The organism is Bacillus sp. TH19 (genome assembly GCF_016651075.1).
Classification (GTDB): Bacteria; Bacillota; Bacilli; order Bacillales; family Bacillaceae_G; genus Bacillus_A; species Bacillus_A mycoides.
The window spans coordinates 894,588-912,629 of the sequence record NZ_JAEKEO010000010.1 but is presented as its reverse complement, the minus strand read 5'-3'; the positions used below and the strand labels follow the sequence as shown (position 1 = coordinate 912,629).

Annotated in this window: 21 protein-coding genes and 2 other annotated features; of the genes, 10 read left to right on the top strand and 11 right to left on the bottom strand. The window is 36.7% G+C overall.

Translation table 11 applies throughout. From position 1 onward, the window contains the following. Position 1: 1 nt before the first annotated feature. Genes trpD through trpE form a run of 3 tightly spaced genes read right to left on the bottom strand, consistent with a single transcriptional unit; the run spans position 2 to position 3,026 of the window. Positions 2-1,027 (bottom strand): anthranilate phosphoribosyltransferase, encoded by a 1,026-nt coding sequence (trpD, locus tag JFU54_RS22385; protein ID WP_201066442.1) that lies wholly within the window; start codon positions 1,025-1,027, stop codon positions 2-4. After that, on the bottom strand, positions 1,024-1,611 hold the full coding sequence (locus tag JFU54_RS22380; RefSeq protein WP_201066440.1) for an anthranilate synthase component II: 588 nt from the start codon (positions 1,609-1,611) through the stop codon (positions 1,024-1,026). The genes trpD and JFU54_RS22380 overlap by 4 nt, the downstream gene beginning before the upstream one ends. Further along, entirely contained in the window at positions 1,608-3,026 is a 1,419-nt protein-coding gene (gene trpE, locus JFU54_RS22375) for an anthranilate synthase component I (protein ID WP_002086925.1), read from the bottom strand. The genes JFU54_RS22380 and trpE overlap by 4 nt, the downstream gene beginning before the upstream one ends. 51 nt (positions 3,027-3,077) lie before the next feature. Next, positions 3,078-3,322 (bottom strand) — a binding site (T-box leader). A gap of 42 nt (positions 3,323-3,364) precedes the next feature. Further along, positions 3,365-3,603, bottom strand: a binding site (T-box leader). Between the two features lie 307 nt (positions 3,604-3,910). Between trpE and putP the strand changes: the two genes are divergently transcribed. Together putP and JFU54_RS22365 are read left to right on the top strand one after the other, a co-directional pair. After that, entirely contained in the window at positions 3,911-5,389 is a 1,479-nt protein-coding gene (gene putP, locus JFU54_RS22370; protein WP_201038541.1) for a sodium/proline symporter PutP, read from the top strand. A 159-nt stretch (positions 5,390-5,548) separates the two neighbouring features. Continuing rightward, positions 5,549-5,947, top strand: a complete 399-nt coding sequence (locus JFU54_RS22365) for an Ig-like domain-containing protein (protein WP_002125992.1) — start codon at positions 5,549-5,551, stop codon at positions 5,945-5,947. A gap of 24 nt (positions 5,948-5,971) precedes the next feature. Here JFU54_RS22365 and JFU54_RS22360 read toward each other — a convergent pair whose 3' ends face one another. Continuing rightward, complete coding sequence (locus tag JFU54_RS22360) at positions 5,972-6,367, bottom strand: PH domain-containing protein (protein ID WP_088038902.1); 396 nt, start codon at positions 6,365-6,367, stop codon at positions 5,972-5,974. A gap of 88 nt (positions 6,368-6,455) precedes the next feature. On the opposite strand from JFU54_RS22360, the gene JFU54_RS22355 reads away from it, so the two are divergent. Continuing rightward, positions 6,456-7,127 carry a DUF4386 domain-containing protein gene (locus JFU54_RS22355; RefSeq protein ID WP_201066438.1) on the top strand — a complete coding sequence of 224 codons (672 nt, stop codon included), beginning with the start codon at positions 6,456-6,458 and terminating at the stop codon, positions 7,125-7,127. Here the strand turns inward: JFU54_RS22355 and JFU54_RS22350 are convergent. Together JFU54_RS22350 and JFU54_RS22345 are read right to left on the bottom strand one after the other, a co-directional pair. Beyond that, on the bottom strand, positions 7,117-7,692 hold the full coding sequence (locus JFU54_RS22350) for a Crp/Fnr family transcriptional regulator (RefSeq protein ID WP_201066436.1): 576 nt from the start codon (positions 7,690-7,692) through the stop codon (positions 7,117-7,119). The two genes, JFU54_RS22355 and JFU54_RS22350, sit on opposite strands and share 11 nt — an antisense overlap. A 181-nt stretch (positions 7,693-7,873) precedes the next feature. After that, the gene (locus tag JFU54_RS22345; RefSeq protein ID WP_201066434.1) at positions 7,874-8,785 is read right to left on the bottom strand and encodes a DMT family transporter; all 912 of its coding nucleotides are present in this window, start codon (positions 8,783-8,785) and stop codon (positions 7,874-7,876) included. A 203-nt stretch (positions 8,786-8,988) separates the two neighbouring features. Here JFU54_RS22345 and JFU54_RS22340 point away from each other — a divergent pair, with 203 nt between their 5' ends. The 6 genes from JFU54_RS22340 (at position 8,989) to exsF (ending at position 14,204) form a co-directional block, all read left to right on the top strand. Continuing rightward, positions 8,989-9,720 (top strand): alpha/beta hydrolase, encoded by a 732-nt coding sequence (locus JFU54_RS22340; protein WP_002030493.1) that lies wholly within the window; start codon positions 8,989-8,991, stop codon positions 9,718-9,720. 90 nt (positions 9,721-9,810) lie between these two features. Continuing rightward, entirely contained in the window at positions 9,811-10,329 is a 519-nt protein-coding gene (locus tag JFU54_RS22335; RefSeq protein WP_002011397.1) for a YjcG family protein, read from the top strand. A 1-nt stretch (position 10,330) separates the two neighbouring features. Next, entirely contained in the window at positions 10,331-10,753 is a 423-nt protein-coding gene (locus JFU54_RS22330) for a GNAT family N-acetyltransferase (protein WP_201066432.1), read from the top strand. Positions 10,754-10,852: 99 nt separating this feature from the next. Next, complete coding sequence (locus JFU54_RS22325) at positions 10,853-12,919, top strand: ATP-dependent helicase (protein WP_201066430.1); 2,067 nt, start codon at positions 10,853-10,855, stop codon at positions 12,917-12,919. A gap of 143 nt (positions 12,920-13,062) precedes the next feature. Further along, entirely contained in the window at positions 13,063-13,533 is a 471-nt protein-coding gene (gene cotY, locus JFU54_RS22320; protein ID WP_002011392.1) for a spore coat protein CotY, read from the top strand. 167 nt (positions 13,534-13,700) lie between these two features. Continuing rightward, a complete protein-coding gene (gene exsF / locus JFU54_RS22315; RefSeq protein WP_002011391.1) occupies positions 13,701-14,204 on the top strand; it encodes an exosporium protein ExsF in 504 nt (167 codons plus the stop codon). Between the two features lie 76 nt (positions 14,205-14,280). Here exsF and JFU54_RS22310 read toward each other — a convergent pair whose 3' ends face one another. Both JFU54_RS22310 and JFU54_RS22305 read right to left on the bottom strand, forming a co-directional pair. Next, positions 14,281-14,466 carry a cytochrome C oxidase subunit III gene (locus tag JFU54_RS22310; RefSeq protein ID WP_201066428.1) on the bottom strand — a complete coding sequence of 62 codons (186 nt, stop codon included), beginning with the start codon at positions 14,464-14,466 and terminating at the stop codon, positions 14,281-14,283. 164 nt (positions 14,467-14,630) lie between these two features. Further along, on the bottom strand, positions 14,631-14,990 hold the full coding sequence (locus JFU54_RS22305) for a DUF1360 domain-containing protein (RefSeq protein WP_002140858.1): 360 nt from the start codon (positions 14,988-14,990) through the stop codon (positions 14,631-14,633). Between the two features lie 124 nt (positions 14,991-15,114). On the opposite strand from JFU54_RS22305, the gene exsY reads away from it, so the two are divergent. After that, positions 15,115-15,579, top strand: coding sequence for an exosporium assembly protein ExsY (gene exsY, locus JFU54_RS22300; RefSeq protein ID WP_002125979.1), 465 nt, complete (start codon positions 15,115-15,117; stop codon positions 15,577-15,579). Positions 15,580-15,627: 48 nt separating this feature from the next. Here the strand turns inward: exsY and JFU54_RS22295 are convergent, their stop codons facing one another. From JFU54_RS22295 to rfbD, 3 genes are all read right to left on the bottom strand, one after another. After that, the gene (locus JFU54_RS22295; RefSeq protein ID WP_201066426.1) at positions 15,628-16,152 is read right to left on the bottom strand and encodes a CotO family spore coat protein; all 525 of its coding nucleotides are present in this window, start codon (positions 16,150-16,152) and stop codon (positions 15,628-15,630) included. A 147-nt stretch (positions 16,153-16,299) separates the two neighbouring features. Continuing rightward, positions 16,300-17,070 carry an enoyl-ACP reductase FabI gene (gene fabI / locus JFU54_RS22290; protein ID WP_201066424.1) on the bottom strand — a complete coding sequence of 257 codons (771 nt, stop codon included), beginning with the start codon at positions 17,068-17,070 and terminating at the stop codon, positions 16,300-16,302. Between the two features lie 108 nt (positions 17,071-17,178). Beyond that, positions 17,179-18,033, bottom strand: a complete 855-nt coding sequence (rfbD, locus tag JFU54_RS22285; protein WP_012260557.1) for a dTDP-4-dehydrorhamnose reductase — start codon at positions 18,031-18,033, stop codon at positions 17,179-17,181. Positions 18,034-18,042: the final 9 nt, after the last annotated feature.

Below are 18,042 nucleotides of genomic sequence, written 5' to 3'. Positions count from 1 at the left end.
TTTAATTCACCCTTTCTAATTTTTCATGGCTTGCTGCAATTAATAAGTTTAGTTTTGCTAATGCTTTTCCAGAGTCAATGCTATGCGTTGCTAGTGTAATTCCTTCTTCAATCGTTTCTGCTCTTCCATTTGCGAAAAGGGCTAGACCTGCATTTAATAAAACAGTATCGCGATAGACACTCTTTTCTCCGCTTAATACTCCGAGTGTAATCTTTGCATTTTCTTTTGAATTCCCACCTCTAATTTCTTCATTTTTCACTCTTGAAAAACCATACTTTTCTGGATCAATACTCATTTCTACTATTTCATTATCTTTTAAAACGACGACATGATTTTCTCCCTGTAATGATGCTTCATCTAAAAAGCCACTTCCGTTTACGACGAGCGCTTGTTTTCTGCCAAGTTTCTGCAATACTTCCGCTACTGGCAATAACATATCTCGCTTATAAATACCGACAAATTGTGTTTCTAAATTAACCGGATTCGTCAACGGTCCAATTAAGTTAAAGATCGTCGGAACGTTTAATTCTTTTCTTATTTTCATAATGCGTCTTAATGCTGGATGCATCGCTGGTGCGAATAAGAAGGCAATACCTACATTCTCTAATAAATAATCAATCTCACCCGGCGTACAGCTTATGTTTACACCGAGTTCTTCTAATAAATCAGCACTTCCTGTTTTACTAGAAACAGCGCGGTTTCCATGTTTCGCAACCTTTACACCAGCTCCGGCAAGTACAAATGCCGATGTTGTACTAATATTGAATGTTTGCGCACCGTCACCACCCGTTCCGCAATTGTCCATCGCGCCTTTTATATGATTTGAAAACGGTAATGCCTTTTCGCGAAGAGCACGAACGAGACCGTATATTTCTTCTGCTGTTTCGCCTTTCGCTTTCAGCAATACTAAGAAAGCTGCAACTTCACTTTCCAATAAGTTGTCACTTAATAAAAGAAGTCCCGCTTCATACATTTCTTCTTCTGTTAAATGTTGTCCCTCTACTAATTTTCGAAGATAACTGTTCATACTCTCTCCTCCTCTTTCACTTCTGCTAAAAAGGCACGTATTAACTTTCCGCCTTCTTCTGTTGCAATTGATTCTGGGTGAAACTGTAATCCGAAGAGCGGATAATAGTTGTGACGAACTGCCATGATTTCTCCGTCATCCATCGCTGTCGCAAGTATGTCAAAACACTGCGGCAAACTATTTTGCATCGCGACGAGTGAATGGTAACGCATTGCTGTTAGCGGCTGCGTTACGTACGAAAAGATTGACGTTCCGTTATGTTTCACACGCGATGTTTTTCCGTGTTTAATGCGCTCTGCTCTAACAATTTCTCCTCCAAATGCGGATATGATTGCTTGATGGCCAAGGCAAATTCCTAAGATGGGAACGTTCTTATAAAAATGACGAATAACATCGATACAAATTCCAGCATCTTCTGGTTTCCCAGGTCCTGGCGAGAGCACAATTCCTTTCGGCTTCATCTCCTCTAATTGTTCAATTGTTATTTGATCATTTCTTACGACAACAATTTCTTTCTCGTACTCGCCTAATAGTTGATACAAGTTATATGTGAACGAATCATAATTATCGATAAGTACAATCATTTCATAACCTCCAAAAGCGCTCTCGCTTTATTTAATGTTTCTTCATATTCAGCAACCGGGTCTGAATCGTAGACGATACCCGCTCCTGCCTGAACGTACGCTTTCTCGTCTTTTACAACCATCGTTCGAATTGCTAGCGCCATATCAAGGTTTCCTGAGAATGAAATATATCCAACCGCTCCGGCATATACATTTCTTTTTTCATGCTCTAACGTATTAATAATTTCCATCGCCCTTATTTTCGGAGCACCTGATACTGTACCAGCTGGTAAACAATACGCTAATGCATCAAATCCACTCGTTTGTTTTCGCAATGTTCCGTAAACTTCAGATACAATGTGCATAACGTGAGAGTATTTTTCTACTTTCATATATTTATCTATCGTCACAGAGCCAATTTCACTTACTCTGCCAATATCATTTCGTCCTAGGTCCACAAGCATCATATGCTCTGCTCGCTCTTTCTCATTTCCTAACAGTTCTTTTTCGATTTCCTCATCTTCCTGCTTCGTTTTCCCTCTCGGCCTCGTACCAGCAATTGGGTTTGTCATCACTTTATCCTCTCTTACTGATAACAAACTTTCCGGCGAAGAGCCAAGTACAACATAATCTTGAAAATCGATATAGAACATATATGGTGATGGATTTGCAATTCGAAGTTTCCGGTATAATGCAAATGGATCTCCAATACATTCACTTTGCAAACGCTGGGATAATACAACTTGGAAAATATCTCCGGCCCGAATGTATTCTTTCGCTGTTTCTACCATTTCACAAAATTCTTTTTCAGTTATTGAAGAAGTGAATGATAATATTGATTGTATTTCATTTACTTCCGCTTCTTCTCCCTTTAGCACTTCCTCTTTGTATACTTGCAATCTTTCGTATACTTCTTCATAAGAAGCTGAATCGTCTTCCCTGCATACATATACAAATGACAACTTTTGGCGTAAATGATCGTAAACGGTAAACTCACGATATAGTAAAAGGTGTACTTCTGGAATATTTAATGGATCGTGTAAATCTGCTCCAATGTTTTCATACTGCCGAATGACGTCATAGCCAATATATCCAACTGCTCCCCCGCAAAACGGAAATGGACTGTCTACTTGCGCTGGTGCGATTACCTCTTCTAGCATTTGCAGTACGTTACCCTGCAGCTTTTCTTTTTTCCCATACATCATTCGCTCTACTTCTATACCAACGCTTTTCACTTCTCCATAAGGATTACACCCTAAGTAAGAATAGCGCCCTTTATCTTGATGAAGCTGCGAACTTTCTAATAAAAACTTTTTCTTTCCCTTCATACGTCTATATAAAGAAATTGGCGTAATGCTATCTCCTTCTTCTTCAGCAATTACTAAAAATGTGTTTCTTTGTTCTTTTTGCTTCATAAATTCCTCTTTTGTCATCATGCCTTTCACCTCACTCTGAAAAATAAAAAAGTCCCCTACATATCGAAATATGTAGAGGACGATAAATTTACCGTGGTACCACCTCAGGTTGGACGCAAAAACATCCCGCTTTATTCAGGTACAAAATATATACCTTATCCTTGTAACGGCGGAACCCGGGTTGCCTACTGAAAATAATTGTTCAGCATACCTCTCGTAAGCCCATTCCGTATATGGCACCGCACCGGGCTCCCACCTGTCCCCGACTCTCTGAAACGTCTCCAATATACGTACTCTTCTTACTTAAACGATTTAACATATTTAATTTTTTGTACACAAAAAGGGAGTACTCATCCTATAGAAAGGACGGGTACTCCCGTGGTGCCACCTTAATTCGTTACGAATGTAACGCACTTTGCCGTATCAAAAAATAATACGTGTCTCTTGTATCGATGAGATCATGTCGCCAAAGCCTACTTCTTTCGTTTCGGTTTGGAAGCTCCGAAGCCCATTCCACATCAATCCCATACTGATTCGCACCAACCATCAGCTCTCTGACATGTTCATCATGTGTACTCTTCTTCATCAACGCTTGCATTTTTTTAAGTTGCACTCATTATAGACCTAATTTTTTTCACAAGTCAATACTTTTTTCAAAAAAATATTTCTCCCTTCTTTCAATATTATATTGACAAAACAACGTGTTTTTATGTAAATATAATAAATACTCTATTAAAATTAAGGTTTTTTCGTCTGAAATTTATATATTTAAAAAGTAAAACGATGTCAAAAAACGCTTACATTTCTGAAAATTCGTATTTCTGTATGGATTTTTCAGAATAATCATGATAGATTATAAATATGCATAACGCATCAAAAGACATGACAAAAGGAAGGGGAACTACATGAGTACGCAGATGTTAACTTTAACTTCTATCTCTATTTACATGCTCGGGATGTTAGTAATCGGCTATTTCGCCTACAAACGAACGTCCAACTTAACAGATTATATGCTTGGCGGGCGTACACTAGGCCCCGCAGTAACAGCATTAAGTGCTGGAGCATCCGATATGAGTGGTTGGCTTTTAATGGGATTACCCGGTGCAATGTTTAGCGTTGGATTAAGTAGTAGTTGGATTGCGCTCGGCCTAACACTAGGCGCATACGCAAACTGGCTTTATGTCGCTCCTCGCTTACGTACCTACTCTGAAATGGCAAACAACTCTATTACTATCCCAGAATTTTTGGAACACCGTTTCCACGACAAATCTCATATGCTACGCTTAGTATCCGGACTTGTTATTATGATTTTCTTCACTTTTTATGTAGCTTCAGGACTAGTTTCAGGTGCTGTATTATTTGAAAATTCATTTGGTATGAACTATCATGTTGGATTATTCATTGTCGCAGCAGTTGTCGTGGCTTACACATTATTTGGTGGTTTCTTAGCGGTAAGTTGGACAGACTTCGTGCAAGGAATCATTATGGTAATTGCTCTTATTCTTGTTCCTATCGTAACAATTATGAATTCGAACGGACTTGGACCTGCGTTTGACACAATTCGATCTGTAGATCCAACACGTTTAGATATTTTTAAAGGTGCCTCTACTTTAGGAATGATTTCTTTATTCGCATGGGGCCTTGGTTATGTTGGACAACCTCATATTATCGTACGCTTTATGGCAATTTCGTCTGTAAAAGAAATTAAAAGCGCACGAAGAATTGGTATGAGCTGGATGATTTTCTCTGTTGTCGGAGCTATGTTTACTGGTCTTATCGGTATTGCTTACTATTCACAACAAGGGTTGACATTATCTAATCCAGAGACAATTTTCCTTGAACTTGGAAAAATTTTATTCCATCCACTTATTACTGGATTTTTATTAGCAGCGATTTTAGCAGCGATTATGAGTACAATCTCATCTCAGCTTCTTGTTACTTCTAGTGCTATAACAGAAGATTTATATCGTACATTCTTTAAACGTTCTGCTTCTGATAAAGAGCTTGTATTTGTCGGTCGTATGGCTGTACTTGTTATCGCCTTAGTCGGGTGCGCATTAGCGTTTAAACAAAATGATACGATTTTAGCTCTTGTTGGATATGCTTGGGCTGGATTTGGTTCTTCATTTGGACCCGCTATTTTATTAAGCTTATATTGGAAACGTATGACGAAATGGGGCGCACTTGCTGGCATGATTTCAGGTGCAGCCACAGTAATTATTTGGACACAGTTTAAATTCTTAAAAGATTTCTTATATGAAATGATTCCTGGTTTCGCTATTAGTTTACTAGTAATCGTAATTGTTAGTTTACTAACACAGCCTTCAAAAGAAGTTGAAGAGAAATTTGAGGATTTTGAAAAACAACACCGTAATAATCTATAAAAAGAAAGCTCTGCTGTTATCGCAACAGCAGAGCTTTCTTTTACAGTTCGACAATCTTCTTCTCAAATTTAACAAATTCTTTATGTTTCGTTAAATTTAATATAACACTGCTCCTTTATAGTATTAGTATCAGCACTTATACAGAAAGGGGACTCCAACATGTTAGCAGCTTTCCAGCAACAACACATAAGAAAATTTTCACCTATTACAAATACTTCTGCTTCTCGTTTAAACATTCAACCTAATCCACCCAAAATTTCAATTGCTCCTTCTGTTATTTCAGTTATCGGTGTTCATATGGAAAAAAATAAGTTAAAAATAAAAACTGGGCAAAGTACTGAGTTATCAGCTTCCGTTTTACCAATGCAAGCGACGAATAAAGAACTTATTTGGACAAATATGAATTCTGATGTCATCACAATATATCCAAAAGGTGAAACTGTGACGATTACTGGCCAAAGTGCAGGAAGAGCAGTCGTAATTGTTACAACTGCTGAAGGAAAATTTCGTGACCTATGCGTCATTCATGTACAACCTTATATGACAAATCCAAAGTAAAAGAGTGGCTTCGTAGCCACTCTTTTACTTTATTTCAATGTGCGGATTTTTACTTTTCACAAGATTAATAAATTGTTCTTTATTTTTAGGAGAAATAATCTCTGTTTCATATGATCCGTAAACAATTTCTAATCGATCGAATGATAGTGCATGAGCTGCGATTGGATTTTTTGTATTGGAAATTCGTTTTATGTCTCGTATAAATATACGTTTTTTAACGGGACCTGATGTAATTATAATTATTTCTTCCTTAACGATATATTTTGTTGAAAACCAACTCCAACTAAACAGTATAGCTAATGGAATTGTAAAAAATAAGAGAAAGTATTCTCTCCCTGCAAATATTGGAGCGAAACAGGCGCCTAAAACAATGAAAAAGATTGGATATAACCATACATCTTTTTTTGATGGAAATTCCATTACGCTCTCTCCTCTCTTGATTTAAGTCAATGACTTCTCCTCCTTCCCTTATTAAAATAAAAGTAATATTGAAATAGGAGGACGACATATGAATGAACGAAAGTTTGCCTTATTTACTGGTGCTTCTCTTCTTATTATGGCATTTGCTGCATTTTTTTCTTACGGTTTTGTTCACGGAAATCTCGTTGTACAAGGAGATGCGAGCACGACACTCCATAATATTCAAACTTCAAGTTCACTTTTCAAAGCAGAAATTTTCGGATGGATTATCATTTTCATTACGGATATTATCGCCTCGTGGGCTCTTTATTTCTTTCTAAAACCTATCCATACTAGCCTCTCATTACTAGCTGCCTGTCTTCGTCTTATGTATACAGCTATACTTGGGATTGCTATATTCAATTTAATATTTGTATTACTTCTTTCAAAAAACACAGTTGCTAATTCAGAAGCATATACAATGTTATTTCTAGAAGCTTTTGAATACATTTGGTCTGTAGGATTAATCATTTTCGGCTTACATCTTCTCACCTTAGGATACGTAACCCTTCAATCTAAAAACATACCGAAGACTATTAGTATATTACTGCTCATTGCTGCAATCGGCTATATCATCATTAACGTAATGAATACGATGTTTTCACAATATGATGCGATTATTTCCATTCTTAACGTTGTCTTTCAACTACCGATGATCGCAGGTGAACTAGGATTTAGTATATGGCTATTGCTTAGAGGTGGAAAAAACTCTACTGTTTGAGTCGTTTCTTAATTCTGCTTAATGATTCTGGCGTAATACCTAGATAACTTGCCAATTGATATTGAGGAACACGATCGATTAAATGAGGTCGTTTTTGTAATAATGATTTGTAGCGCTCTTCTGGTGTCGATGTAATAAATAATGTAAGTTCTTCTTGTACTTCACCAAAATTGTATTCAATCATTTGGTGCGTCATTTCTTCTAACTGTGAATATTTCTTATACATGTCCTTTGCACTATACAGATCGCCAACTACAACTAGACAATCTTCTAGGCACGTTAACGTATGTGGGGATAATTTATCTTGTTTATGATGGTTGAAATTCGCGATTGCTTGTTCTTCTGTATAAAAATTTGATGTAACTTCTTTTCCAGATTCATCTATACAATGCTGCCTCACGCATCCTTTTAATACAAAATAACATTTAGATGGAACATCTCCTTGCCCTAGGAGCACTGTTCCTTTTTTATACTCTTCAATTTGTAATTCTTCTACGATCATGCGCTGCTGTTCTTCACTTAATGTTGTAAGATTTGTCATGTATTTCATTAAAATCTCTTTCATTTAGTCTCTCCTTCCCCCTCTATATTTGTATGCGAAACGTATGATGTAACTCCACTATATATTATCTTTTTTCATGCTACATGGCGGGAATTCCCCCTATTAATCTGTTTTATTTTCTGCATGGAACAAAAAAAAGAGAAGTTACCAATAACTTCTCTTTTCGTATATTAGAATAAACTCGTTATAATTCCTGTGTATAAGCCGGTTCGTTCACCACATTTTTTGCTGTTCGCTTTTGTTGCTGTAGTAAGAAAACAGATACACCAAACAATACGAGCATGCTACCGATAATTTGCATTGCGTTTAATTTCTCTCCAAGTAAGAAGAACGCTAGTATAGATGCCCCAACTGGTTCTCCTAAAATGCTCATTGAAATCGTTGTTGCATTTACGTAATTTAATAACCAATTATTAATGACGTGTGACACTGTCGGTACAATCGCAAGTAAAAGAAAAATACTCCAATCCCACTTCGTATAGCCTGTAAATGGCACTTGAAGTATAACGTTATAAATCGCTATAAATATACCAGCGAAGGCAAATACAGTGAAACTATAAATCCAATGAGATACTTTCTTTACTGTCGTTTGTCCGATAAATAAATAACCGACAACTGCTATTACACTTAAAAAGGATAATATATCCCCATAAATTGCTTGCTCACTTAGCCCTAAATCTCCCCAGCCAATACACATTACGCCTAGTATCGCAATTCCCATCGTCGCAATTGCTGAATAGGTTGTTCTTTCTTTAAATAAGAAAAAACCTCCCACTAAAGATACGATCGGTTGAAGTGCTAAAATAATCGTCGAACTAGCAACTGTCGTATGCTTTAAGGATTCAAACCATAGAAGAAAATGAAGAGCTAAAAAGAAACCCGATCCAATTAAAAATCCCCAATCTTTTATTTGAATCCTACTAAATTCTTCCCGTTTTTTCCAAACGATCGGCAGCATAATAAGTACGATAATCCATAATCGATACATACTTAAAATGGAAGATGGTGCTGAGGACATCTTTGCAAAAACAGCTGCGAATGAAATTGCTATAATGGAAATTGCTAGTGGTAGTGCGATTGATCTTTCTTGTTTCAAATCCTGTCTCCCCTCTCACCTGTAAAAAATCCCACTTCATTATATCCGTTTTCTTTCACAACTTAAATACTAATTTTTTAGATTCTTCGTACCATTATGGTAAAATAGAAATTAAGGCACCTATTAGTGATTATTTCTTTCCTTTTCACTACAAGCGTTGCTCTTACAATCATTACAGTAAATTTTTATTTAGGGGGATATACATGAATCAAACAATAGGGAGAATTGAAGAAATTTCATTTTTTAGTACATCACTTCAAGAGGAGCTTACACTTCTTGTTTATTTACCAGTAAATTACACACCTCTCCATAAGCATACGGTTGTTATTGCACAAGATGGTAGAGATTATTTTCAGCTTGGTAAAGCGCACCGTGTAATTGAGCGTCTTCGTGAAACTGAAGAAATCGACCGCACAATTATTGTCGGTATTCCATATAAAAATGTACACGATCGTAAGGAAAAATATTTCCCAAATGATGTAAAGAATGCTGCTTACATTCGTTTCCTTGCTCATGAGCTTGCTCCATATATTGATGCAAATTATCCAACATATCAAATGGGTAAAGGACGCGTTTTAATTGGAGATTCTCTCGGCGGTACAGTTTCCTTCATGACCGCACTTATGTATCCGCATACATTTGGTAAGGTCGTTATGCAATCACCATTTGTTGATGAAACAGTCATGAACTTAGCAAAAGATTTCAAAAATCCGGGGGCGCTAGATCTTTATCACGTAATTGGGACCGAAGAAACAGCTGTCAAGCGTACAGACGGACAAGTATCTGATTTCGTAGAACCGAATCGCGAGTTAAATAAACTACTTACAGATAGAAATTTCATCACGCATTATGAAGAGTTTGAAGGGAATCACACATGGAAATATTGGCAAGCAGATTTACCAAAAGCATTTTCTCATATTCTATCAATGAAATAATAGAGAGCGGTATTCAGAATAATTTGATATAATAGATAGAGAGATTTATTCTCAAAATCTAACTAGACTTGCAAAGGGAGGAATTGGAACATGAAATTAGGAATTGTAATTTTCCCATCAAAAATGATTCAAGATAAAGCGAACGGATTACGTAAACGTTATGATCCGCATTACGCATTAGTTCCGCCACATATTACATTGAAAACACCCTTTGAGACGCAAGATGAACAATTAGAATCGATTGTGAATGAGTTACATACAATCGCAAATAAAACGAACCCTTTCACCCTTCATGTTGGGAAAGTCGGTTCATTCGCACCTGTTAATAATGTTCTTTATTTTAAAGTAGAAAAAACACCTGAACTTACTTTCTTAAATGAAGAAATGCATAATGGTTTCTTTACACAAGAGCGCGAGTACTCTTTCGTACCTCATTTAACAATCGGTCAAGACTTATCAGACGCAGAGCACGCTGATGTATTAGGTCGATTACGTATGAAAGATTTCTATTATGAGCAACCAATCGATCGTTTCCACCTTCTATACCAATTAGAAAATGGAACGTGGACTGTACATGAAACATTCCACCTTGGAAAGGAGAACAACTAATTTGCACGCACAAATCGTACAATCGGACGAACAACTAAGAGATGCATTCTCTGTACGTAAGCAAGTATTTGTAAATGAGCAACGTGTTTCTGCAGAAGAAGAGTATGATGAGTTTGAAGAGATTTCAACACACGTTGTTATATATGATAATGATGTTCCAGTTGGTGCTGGTCGCTTCCGCATCGTTGATGGAATAGGAAAAATGGAGCGCATTTGCGTACTAGCTTCACATCGTAAAAAAGGCATTGGTAAAATCATTATGGATGCACTTGAAGCGTATGCGAAGGAAGAGTCTCTACCGAAATTGAAACTCCATGCTCAAACACATGCTGAATTTTTCTATAAAAAGCTAGGATACGTGACGGCTTCTGATGTGTTTATGGAAGCAAATATCCCACACGTCGTAATGATAAAAGAATTATAATTTTGTAGCAGGAGGTAGCCCCTCCTGTTTTTTACATTGCTATTTTCTTTTTCTTCCGCTAAAGTTAAATGTTGATGCTATAGTTTTGAAGGTGAATATATGACACAAGAAAAATTTTCACAAAAACCGTTAACACACGCTGGCATTCCGCAAGCGGCGTATCATATTCCGAAAACATCTACCCATTTAATTATGGAAGAAGATGCAGATGCGGCGTATTTCCGCGCATTAGAACAGCAAGGTGTTTATTTAAATGAAAAACAGTTAGAAGCAGTGCAAACGACAGAAGGACCTGTCCTTACACTAGCTGGTGCTGGAAGTGGTAAAACATCTGTTTTAACAACTCGCGTTGGTTATTTAGTTAATGTAAAACATGTCCATCCGCGAAATATTTTACTGCTGACGTTTACACAAAAAGCAGCTGAAGAAATTCGAAGCCGTGTAGCGAATTTACCTGGTATGAATCATGCCGCAAGTAGCTATGTCGTTGCTGGTACATTCCACTCTGTCTTTTTAAAATTGCTTCGTAGTCAAGGATATAATCAGCAAATTTTAGCAAATGAAAAACATAAACAAATTATGATAAAGAAAATTTTGAAAGAATTGCGCTTAAAAGACGATTATGATGCCGAAACTATACTCGCTATGATTTCACTTGAGAAAAACAACTTGAATCGTCCGAAAGATGTAAAAGCGAAAACACCGGTTGAACAAGAGTTCAAAGAAGTATACGAACGTTTCGAAGAGGTAAAACAACGACACAATTATATCGATTTTGATGACATCTTATTAGAAATGTATTATATGTTAGAAAATAACGCTCCCCTGCTTACTCAATTACAAGAGCGTTTTCATTACATTGAAGTAGATGAGTTTCAAGATACGTCGTATGCACAATATGAAATTGTAAAATTGTTAGCCACGCCGAGAAATAATTTATTTATCGCAGGTGATGACGATCAAGCGATTTATGGCTGGCGAGGGGCAAGTCACCAAATTATTTTATCTTTTCCAAAGGAATTTGATAATACTACAATTATCGCACTTAATACGAATTATCGATCTAATCCATTTATCGTAGGACTTGGAAATGAAGTTATTAAGCTCAATCAAGAACGGTTTGATAAAGAGCTATATTCTGTTCGTAACGATGGCATACAGCCGTTTTATGCACGACCTGCGACAACTTTTGATGAAGCAAATCAAATTTTGCAACTCATTCAGGAAAAAGTAGATAGTGGTGAACGAAATTATAAAGATTTTTGTTTATTATATCGTACACATTCTGTAAGCCGTTCTTTACTTGATCAGCTTACAATTCATAAGATTCCATTTATTAAACATGGAGCGAGCCAATCGTTCTACGAACATTCTTTAATTAGGCCCGTATTAGATCACTTACGACTCGTGCTTGAACCGTTCCGCCTCGAATCACTTTCAAATATATTACCAACAATGTATATTGGCCGTGATGAGTGCATTTCATTTATTGAACGTGAACAATGGAAATATGGTGAGGGCCGTTTCCCTTCTCTTCTTCATTTTCTATTACTAAACCCAAGCTTGAAACCTTTTCAAGTTAAAAAAGTAAATGAGCGAATCGATTTTATTAAGTTTATAAAAGAACTTGAACCGAAAAAAGCATTGAAAGAAATTATTCATGGTAAAGGAAAGTATTTAGAGTACTTACAAAGTAATGATCGTTCTTCCTTTACGATGCATAAGGACATACAAGAAGAAATGTTAGAAGAATTAATGGAATCAGCAACTCGCTTTACGGATATTCCAGCTTACTTACAATTTATTAACGAGGCCATTCAAGGTCAAAAAGAAATGGAAGCATTAAAAACAATGCCGCAAAAAGATGCTGTATCGCTTATGTCAATTCATAATGCGAAAGGCCTTGAGTTTCCATGCGTCTTTTTACTCGGAGCAAGCGATGGTATATTGCCGCATACTTCTTCTTTAAAAGATGCAAATGACCGTGTGACGGAGACTTCTGAAGCATTAGAAGAAGAACGACGATTACTCTATGTCGCCATTACACGCGCAAAAGAAGAACTTTACATTTCCTCCCCGCAATTTTTCAGAGGAAAGAAACTAGATATATCTCGTTTTCTATATACTACGCAAAAAGATTTACCTGAAAAGACATCCATTAAATAATGGGTGTCTTTTTCCATATCACGATATGTACATCCCCTCTATATAAATTCCCTGTTTCTATCCTGAGAATTAACGTAATATCAACCATATCCCGTTCATATTGTAATAGTGTATGTCAGAACTCACGATAAGGAGTGAACATAATGAGCTGCAATTGTAATGAAGATCATCAACACCATGATTGTGATTTCAACTGTGTATCTAATGTCGTTCGTTTTATACATGAACTACAAGAATGTGCAACCACAACATGTGGATCTGGTTGCGAAGTTCCATTTTTAGGAGCACATAACACTGCATCAGTAGCGAATACACGTCCTTTTATTTTATACACAAAAGCTGGAACACCTTTTGAAGCATTTGCACCATCTGCAAGCCTTACTAGCTGCCAATCTCCAATTTTCCGTGTAGAGAGTATAGATGATGATGACTGTGCTGTATTGCGTGTATTAACTGTAGTTTTAGGTGATGGTACCTCTGTACCACCTGGTGACGATCCAATCTGTACATTTTTAGCTGTACCAAATGCAAGATTAGTATCAACCTCCTCTTGTATTACTGTTGATTTAAGTTGCTTCTGCGCTATTCAATGCTTACGCGATGTTTCTATATAAAACTGAATACTAATTTAAGCATGGATTGGGTGGCAGATGATTCTGCCACCCAATCCATGCTTAAAAGGTATTATTATGTATTTTTTATAAAATTGGGAACTTGTCTAGAACATAGAACCTGTCCTTTTCATTAACTAAAAGTAGAAACAGATAAAGGAGTGAAAAACATGTTCTCTTCTGATTGCGAATTTAATAACATTGATTGTGAGGCGAAACCAGCTAGTACACTACCTGCCTTCGGTTTTGCTTTCAACGCTTCTGCACCTCAGTTCGCTTCACTATTCACACCACTACTATTACCTAGCGTAAGTCCAAACCCAAATATTACTGTTCCTGTAATAAATAATACAGTAAGTGTCGGAGACGGTATTCGAATTCAAGTAGCTGGTATTTATCAAATCAGTTATACATTAACGATCAGTCTTGATAACGTTCCTACTGCACCAGAAGCTGGTCGTTTCTTCTTATCATTAGGTACACCAGCTAACATTATTCCTGGATCAGGTACAGCGGTTCGCTCTAACGTTATTGGTACTGGTGAAGTAGACGTATCCAGTGGTGTTATTCTTATTAACTTAAACCCTGGTGACTTAATTCAAATTGTACCAGTTGAACTGCTTGGAACTGTAGACATCCGTGCTGCAGCATTAACAGTTGCACAAATTAGCTAGTAAAAAGCGGTATTTCTTAATTGAAATACCGCTTTTTATTTTTACAATAAAAAACACTCACCGTAACATGAGTGTTTCATTCTTCATATTGTTTTATTGTATTTTTCTTTTTCCCACAGTTGCATCCCTTTTTTTTCACAAACCCTTGTTGCTGTAACTGTTCTTGATATGCCTGTTGGTGTGCTTGTTGCTGTTGCTGTATGTTATACCACTGCTGTAGATCATATGCATTTTGCCTTGGATTATTGCTCACAGCAAACATCTCCTCTACTGTCAATTCTGTCTATTTACTATATGAACAACTCTTTATTTCCGTTCCCGCATCCTCTTAAACTCCGCTTTTTCTAACATCATGAAGATTTATCCCGATTGGTGCGGGCTGATAATTAGCGGGGGATGCCCCACACTGATTAAATTTTCACTTTATTATTCTCCCATAAAATATCCTGTAATTGTTTCAATGATCGCTGCTGCACCTGCAATGGCTAATAATGCTAGTACAGGCTCTGCAACAATAGGAATCCATTTATATAAAACTAATAAAAAAGCACTAACCCACACACCTGTACACCAATAGCAGCTTAATAATTCTCCCATCCACTTTCTTAATCCTTTTCCTTTCACCTTTGTAAAAGTCGATACACTTCCATCAGGCTCTGTAATCTCTAACTCATCAATAAACGGTCTTCGCAAAAAAGCTGTAATTTTATCATAAACAATAAGACGAGTTAACCTAAATGCAGCTAGCGCAAAAATAAAAAATAAAAGCCAGCTTGTAAATAACATAATTCCACCTTCCCTATCCTCTTTAGCCTATTTAAAAAAAAAGGTCTTAAGATTGTGACCAAATCTCCCCCACTCCAATATCTTATTAATGTAAATACAAACAAGAAGATAAGGAGTGACATTAATGAGTTGTAACGAAAATAAACACCATAGCTCTTCTCACTGCGTAGTTGACGTCGTAAAATTCATCAATGAACTACAAGATTGCTCTAGTTCAACATGTGGTTCTGGTTGTGAAATTCCATTTTTAGGAGCACACAATACAGCAGCAGTAGCAAATACACGCCCTTTTATTTTATACACAAAAGCTGGAACGCCATTTGAAGCATTTGCACCATCTTCAAGCCTTACTAGCTGCCAATCTCCAATTTTCCGTGTAGAAAGCGTAGATGACGATAGCTGTGCTGTCCTACGTGTGTTAACTGTAGTATTAGGTGATGGGTCTCCTGTACCACCTGGCGACGATCCAATTTGTACGTTTTTAGCTATACCAAATGCAAGATTAATCTCGACATCTACTTGCATTACTGTTGATTTAAGCTGCTTCTGTGCTATTCAGTGCTTACGCGACGTTTCTATAGTTAAGTAAACTAAAAAACTATTGGGGTGGTAGAAGCTTTCTACCACCTTTACATATTTAAAAGCCGGCCATATCAATCGATTTGATGTCTTCTATAGATAATCGAATATCTCTCATACTATTTGGTGGCATAATGGATACAATGCCATTACGGTAAGATATAATCGATCCTATATATAAGACGGTCGTCGTTCTTATTCTACATCTTATTTTTGGAATGTAATGAGGACGATTTAATAAAAAATGAATTTTTTCTTCATTATTCATATCCTTAAAGGATTTATTGTAAGGGACCGTTCTCACTTGCTCTTCCTCTTCCTCTACTTTTTCTTCCACCTCCACTTTAGGCTCCTCTCGTGGTTCTTGTTTCTCTTGTTCTACCACTTCTTCCACAGCACTACTTACAATACTTTCATTTCTATTACTTTGCTCTTTTTGATCCTCATCTTCGAAATTCGTTAAAATAATTCTTTTTATTTTCGGTGCAGCGAGTTCTAAATTTACTTGTGCAATATATAACAACGGTTTTCCAACTGTTGAACTTTTATTTTTATTCTTCACACTCGTCCCTCCCACTTCCATACGTAGCTGGATAAATCGTGTACTATTATAGTTATATTCATAACGTGGCTAGAACTTTCGTTAAAAATCGTTCTTTCTGGGAACAATTAAAAAGGACAGTCTCAACGTTTAGAGACTGTCCTTTTTAAACTTTAATTCCTATTATATTTATCCTAAAATATGATATCCTGAATCAACATGAATGTTTTCACCTGTTACTCCGCGTGCTAAATCACTGAATAAGAATACTGCTGTATCTCCAACTTCTTCTGGAGTCGTCGCACGACGAAGTGGTGCGCGTTCCTCAATTTCTTTTAAGATTGAGTTAAAGTCGCCTACACCTTTCGCAGATAACGTACGAATTGGTCCTGCAGAAATAGCGTTAACGCGAATGCCATGTTGTCCTAAATCGTTCGCTAAATATTTCACGCTAGCTTCTAACGAAGCTTTCGCAACACCCATAACGTTATAGTTTTTCACAACGCGCTCGCCGCCAAGGTATGTTAAAGTTAAAATATTTCCGCCTTCTGTCATCACTTTCTTCGCTTCTTTTGCTACAGCTGTTAAAGAGAATGCACTAATATTTTGTGCAAGTAAAAATCCATCGCGAGAAGTATCTACAAATTCGCCTTTTAAATCATCACGATTTGCAAAAGCAATACAGTGTGCAACACCGTGAATTGTACCAACTTCTTGCTTAATAGTTTCAAAGCAAGCTGTAAGTTCTTCATCATTCGTTACATCACAAGGTAATACAAGTGATTCTTGTCCTTCTAATGTTTCCGCTAGTTCACGAACATTTCTTTCTAAACGCTCTCCTGCATATGTGAATATTAATTTTGCACCTGCATTATGCAAAGAGCGAGCAATTCCCCATGCAATACTTCTTTGGTTCGCAACGCCCATAACAACAAATGTTTTCCCTTGTAATAGTTCCATGATATATCCTCCCAGAAATACTTATACTTGTTATTAGTACCTGATACTATAATTATAGTACCATAAAACCTCTTAAAGGCAAACAAAAAAGTCACTAACATAAATTTGTTAATGACTTTTTGTTTCTATAAAAAACCTTTCTAATCCTTCTTCCCAAGTAGGCATTTGTAAAAAACCATTTAATTGTAGCATTTTATGCTGAAAGATCGAATATTTCGGTCTCACTGCCGCCGATCCAAATTCCTCAGTCGACACAGGTAACACATTCACTCTTATTTTTGTATGCGAAAATATTTTTTGAGCAAATTCAAACCAAGAACATGAACCGCGATTTGATACGTGATACGTACCGTATAAGGATGTATGAATGAGCTTATTAATCACAGTAATTAAATCCGCCACGTACGTAGGAGAACCAACTTGATCAGCTACAACAGATATGTTTTCTCTCTCTTTTCCTAATCGTAGCATCGTTTTCACAAAATTATTTCCATACTTACCATACAACCACGATGTACGAACTATAAAATATTTATTATGTAACTCTTTTACGAACTGCTCTCCTGCAAATTTAGAAGCTCCATATATATTTATCGGTGCTGGATTATGAAATTCATGATAGCCATCCGGTTTGTCACCTGGAAATACATAATCGGTACTGACATACACTAACTTAGCCCCTACTAATTGTGAAGCAACCGCTACATTTCGAGCTCCAATCGCATTTATTAAGTAAGCAAGATCCTGTTCTTTCTCAGCACCATCTACCTTCGTATACGCTGCACAATGAACAATTGTATGTGGCTTTATTTCTTGTACCACTTGCTTAATTCGGGATATATTTGTTACATCTAATAACTTTTTATCAAATGGATATATGTCATATTCCTCAGAATTCAACTCTTCTTGTAGTTGCTTCCCTAGCTGACCGTTCGCTCCCGTTATAATAATCCGTTCTTTCATCTACATGCC

Excerpts from the sequence above, each read along its gene's own strand:
- JFU54_RS22325 (WP_201066430.1), top strand. The coding sequence starts at position 10,853 with ATGACACAAGAAAAATTTTCACAAAAACCGTTAACACACGCTGGCATT.
- JFU54_RS22365 (WP_002125992.1), top strand. The coding sequence starts at position 5,549 with ATGTTAGCAGCTTTCCAGCAACAACACATAAGAAAATTTTCACCTATT.
- JFU54_RS22355 (WP_201066438.1), top strand. The coding sequence starts at position 6,456 with ATGAATGAACGAAAGTTTGCCTTATTTACTGGTGCTTCTCTTCTTATT.
- exsF (WP_002011391.1), top strand. The coding sequence starts at position 13,701 with ATGTTCTCTTCTGATTGCGAATTTAATAACATTGATTGTGAGGCGAAA.
- rfbD (WP_012260557.1), bottom strand. The coding sequence starts at position 18,033 with ATGAAAGAACGGATTATTATAACGGGAGCGAACGGTCAGCTAGGGAAG.
- JFU54_RS22335 (WP_002011397.1), top strand. The coding sequence starts at position 9,811 with ATGAAATTAGGAATTGTAATTTTCCCATCAAAAATGATTCAAGATAAA.
- JFU54_RS22380 (WP_201066440.1), bottom strand. The coding sequence starts at position 1,611 with ATGATTGTACTTATCGATAATTATGATTCGTTCACATATAACTTGTAT.
- cotY (WP_002011392.1), top strand. The coding sequence starts at position 13,063 with ATGAGCTGCAATTGTAATGAAGATCATCAACACCATGATTGTGATTTC.
- trpE (WP_002086925.1), bottom strand. The coding sequence starts at position 3,026 with ATGATGACAAAAGAGGAATTTATGAAGCAAAAAGAACAAAGAAACACA.
- exsY (WP_002125979.1), top strand. The coding sequence starts at position 15,115 with ATGAGTTGTAACGAAAATAAACACCATAGCTCTTCTCACTGCGTAGTT.
- JFU54_RS22310 (WP_201066428.1), bottom strand. The coding sequence starts at position 14,466 with ATGTTTGCTGTGAGCAATAATCCAAGGCAAAATGCATATGATCTACAG.
- putP (WP_201038541.1), top strand. The coding sequence starts at position 3,911 with ATGAGTACGCAGATGTTAACTTTAACTTCTATCTCTATTTACATGCTC.
- JFU54_RS22350 (WP_201066436.1), bottom strand. The coding sequence starts at position 7,692 with ATGAAAGAGATTTTAATGAAATACATGACAAATCTTACAACATTAAGT.
- trpD (WP_201066442.1), bottom strand. The coding sequence starts at position 1,027 with ATGAACAGTTATCTTCGAAAATTAGTAGAGGGACAACATTTAACAGAA.
- JFU54_RS22360 (WP_088038902.1), bottom strand. The coding sequence starts at position 6,367 with ATGGAATTTCCATCAAAAAAAGATGTATGGTTATATCCAATCTTTTTC.
- JFU54_RS22305 (WP_002140858.1), bottom strand. The coding sequence starts at position 14,990 with ATGTTATTTACAAGCTGGCTTTTATTTTTTATTTTTGCGCTAGCTGCA.
- JFU54_RS22295 (WP_201066426.1), bottom strand. The coding sequence starts at position 16,152 with ATGGAAGTGGGAGGGACGAGTGTGAAGAATAAAAATAAAAGTTCAACA.
- JFU54_RS22340 (WP_002030493.1), top strand. The coding sequence starts at position 8,989 with ATGAATCAAACAATAGGGAGAATTGAAGAAATTTCATTTTTTAGTACA.
- fabI (WP_201066424.1), bottom strand. The coding sequence starts at position 17,070 with ATGGAACTATTACAAGGGAAAACATTTGTTGTTATGGGCGTTGCGAAC.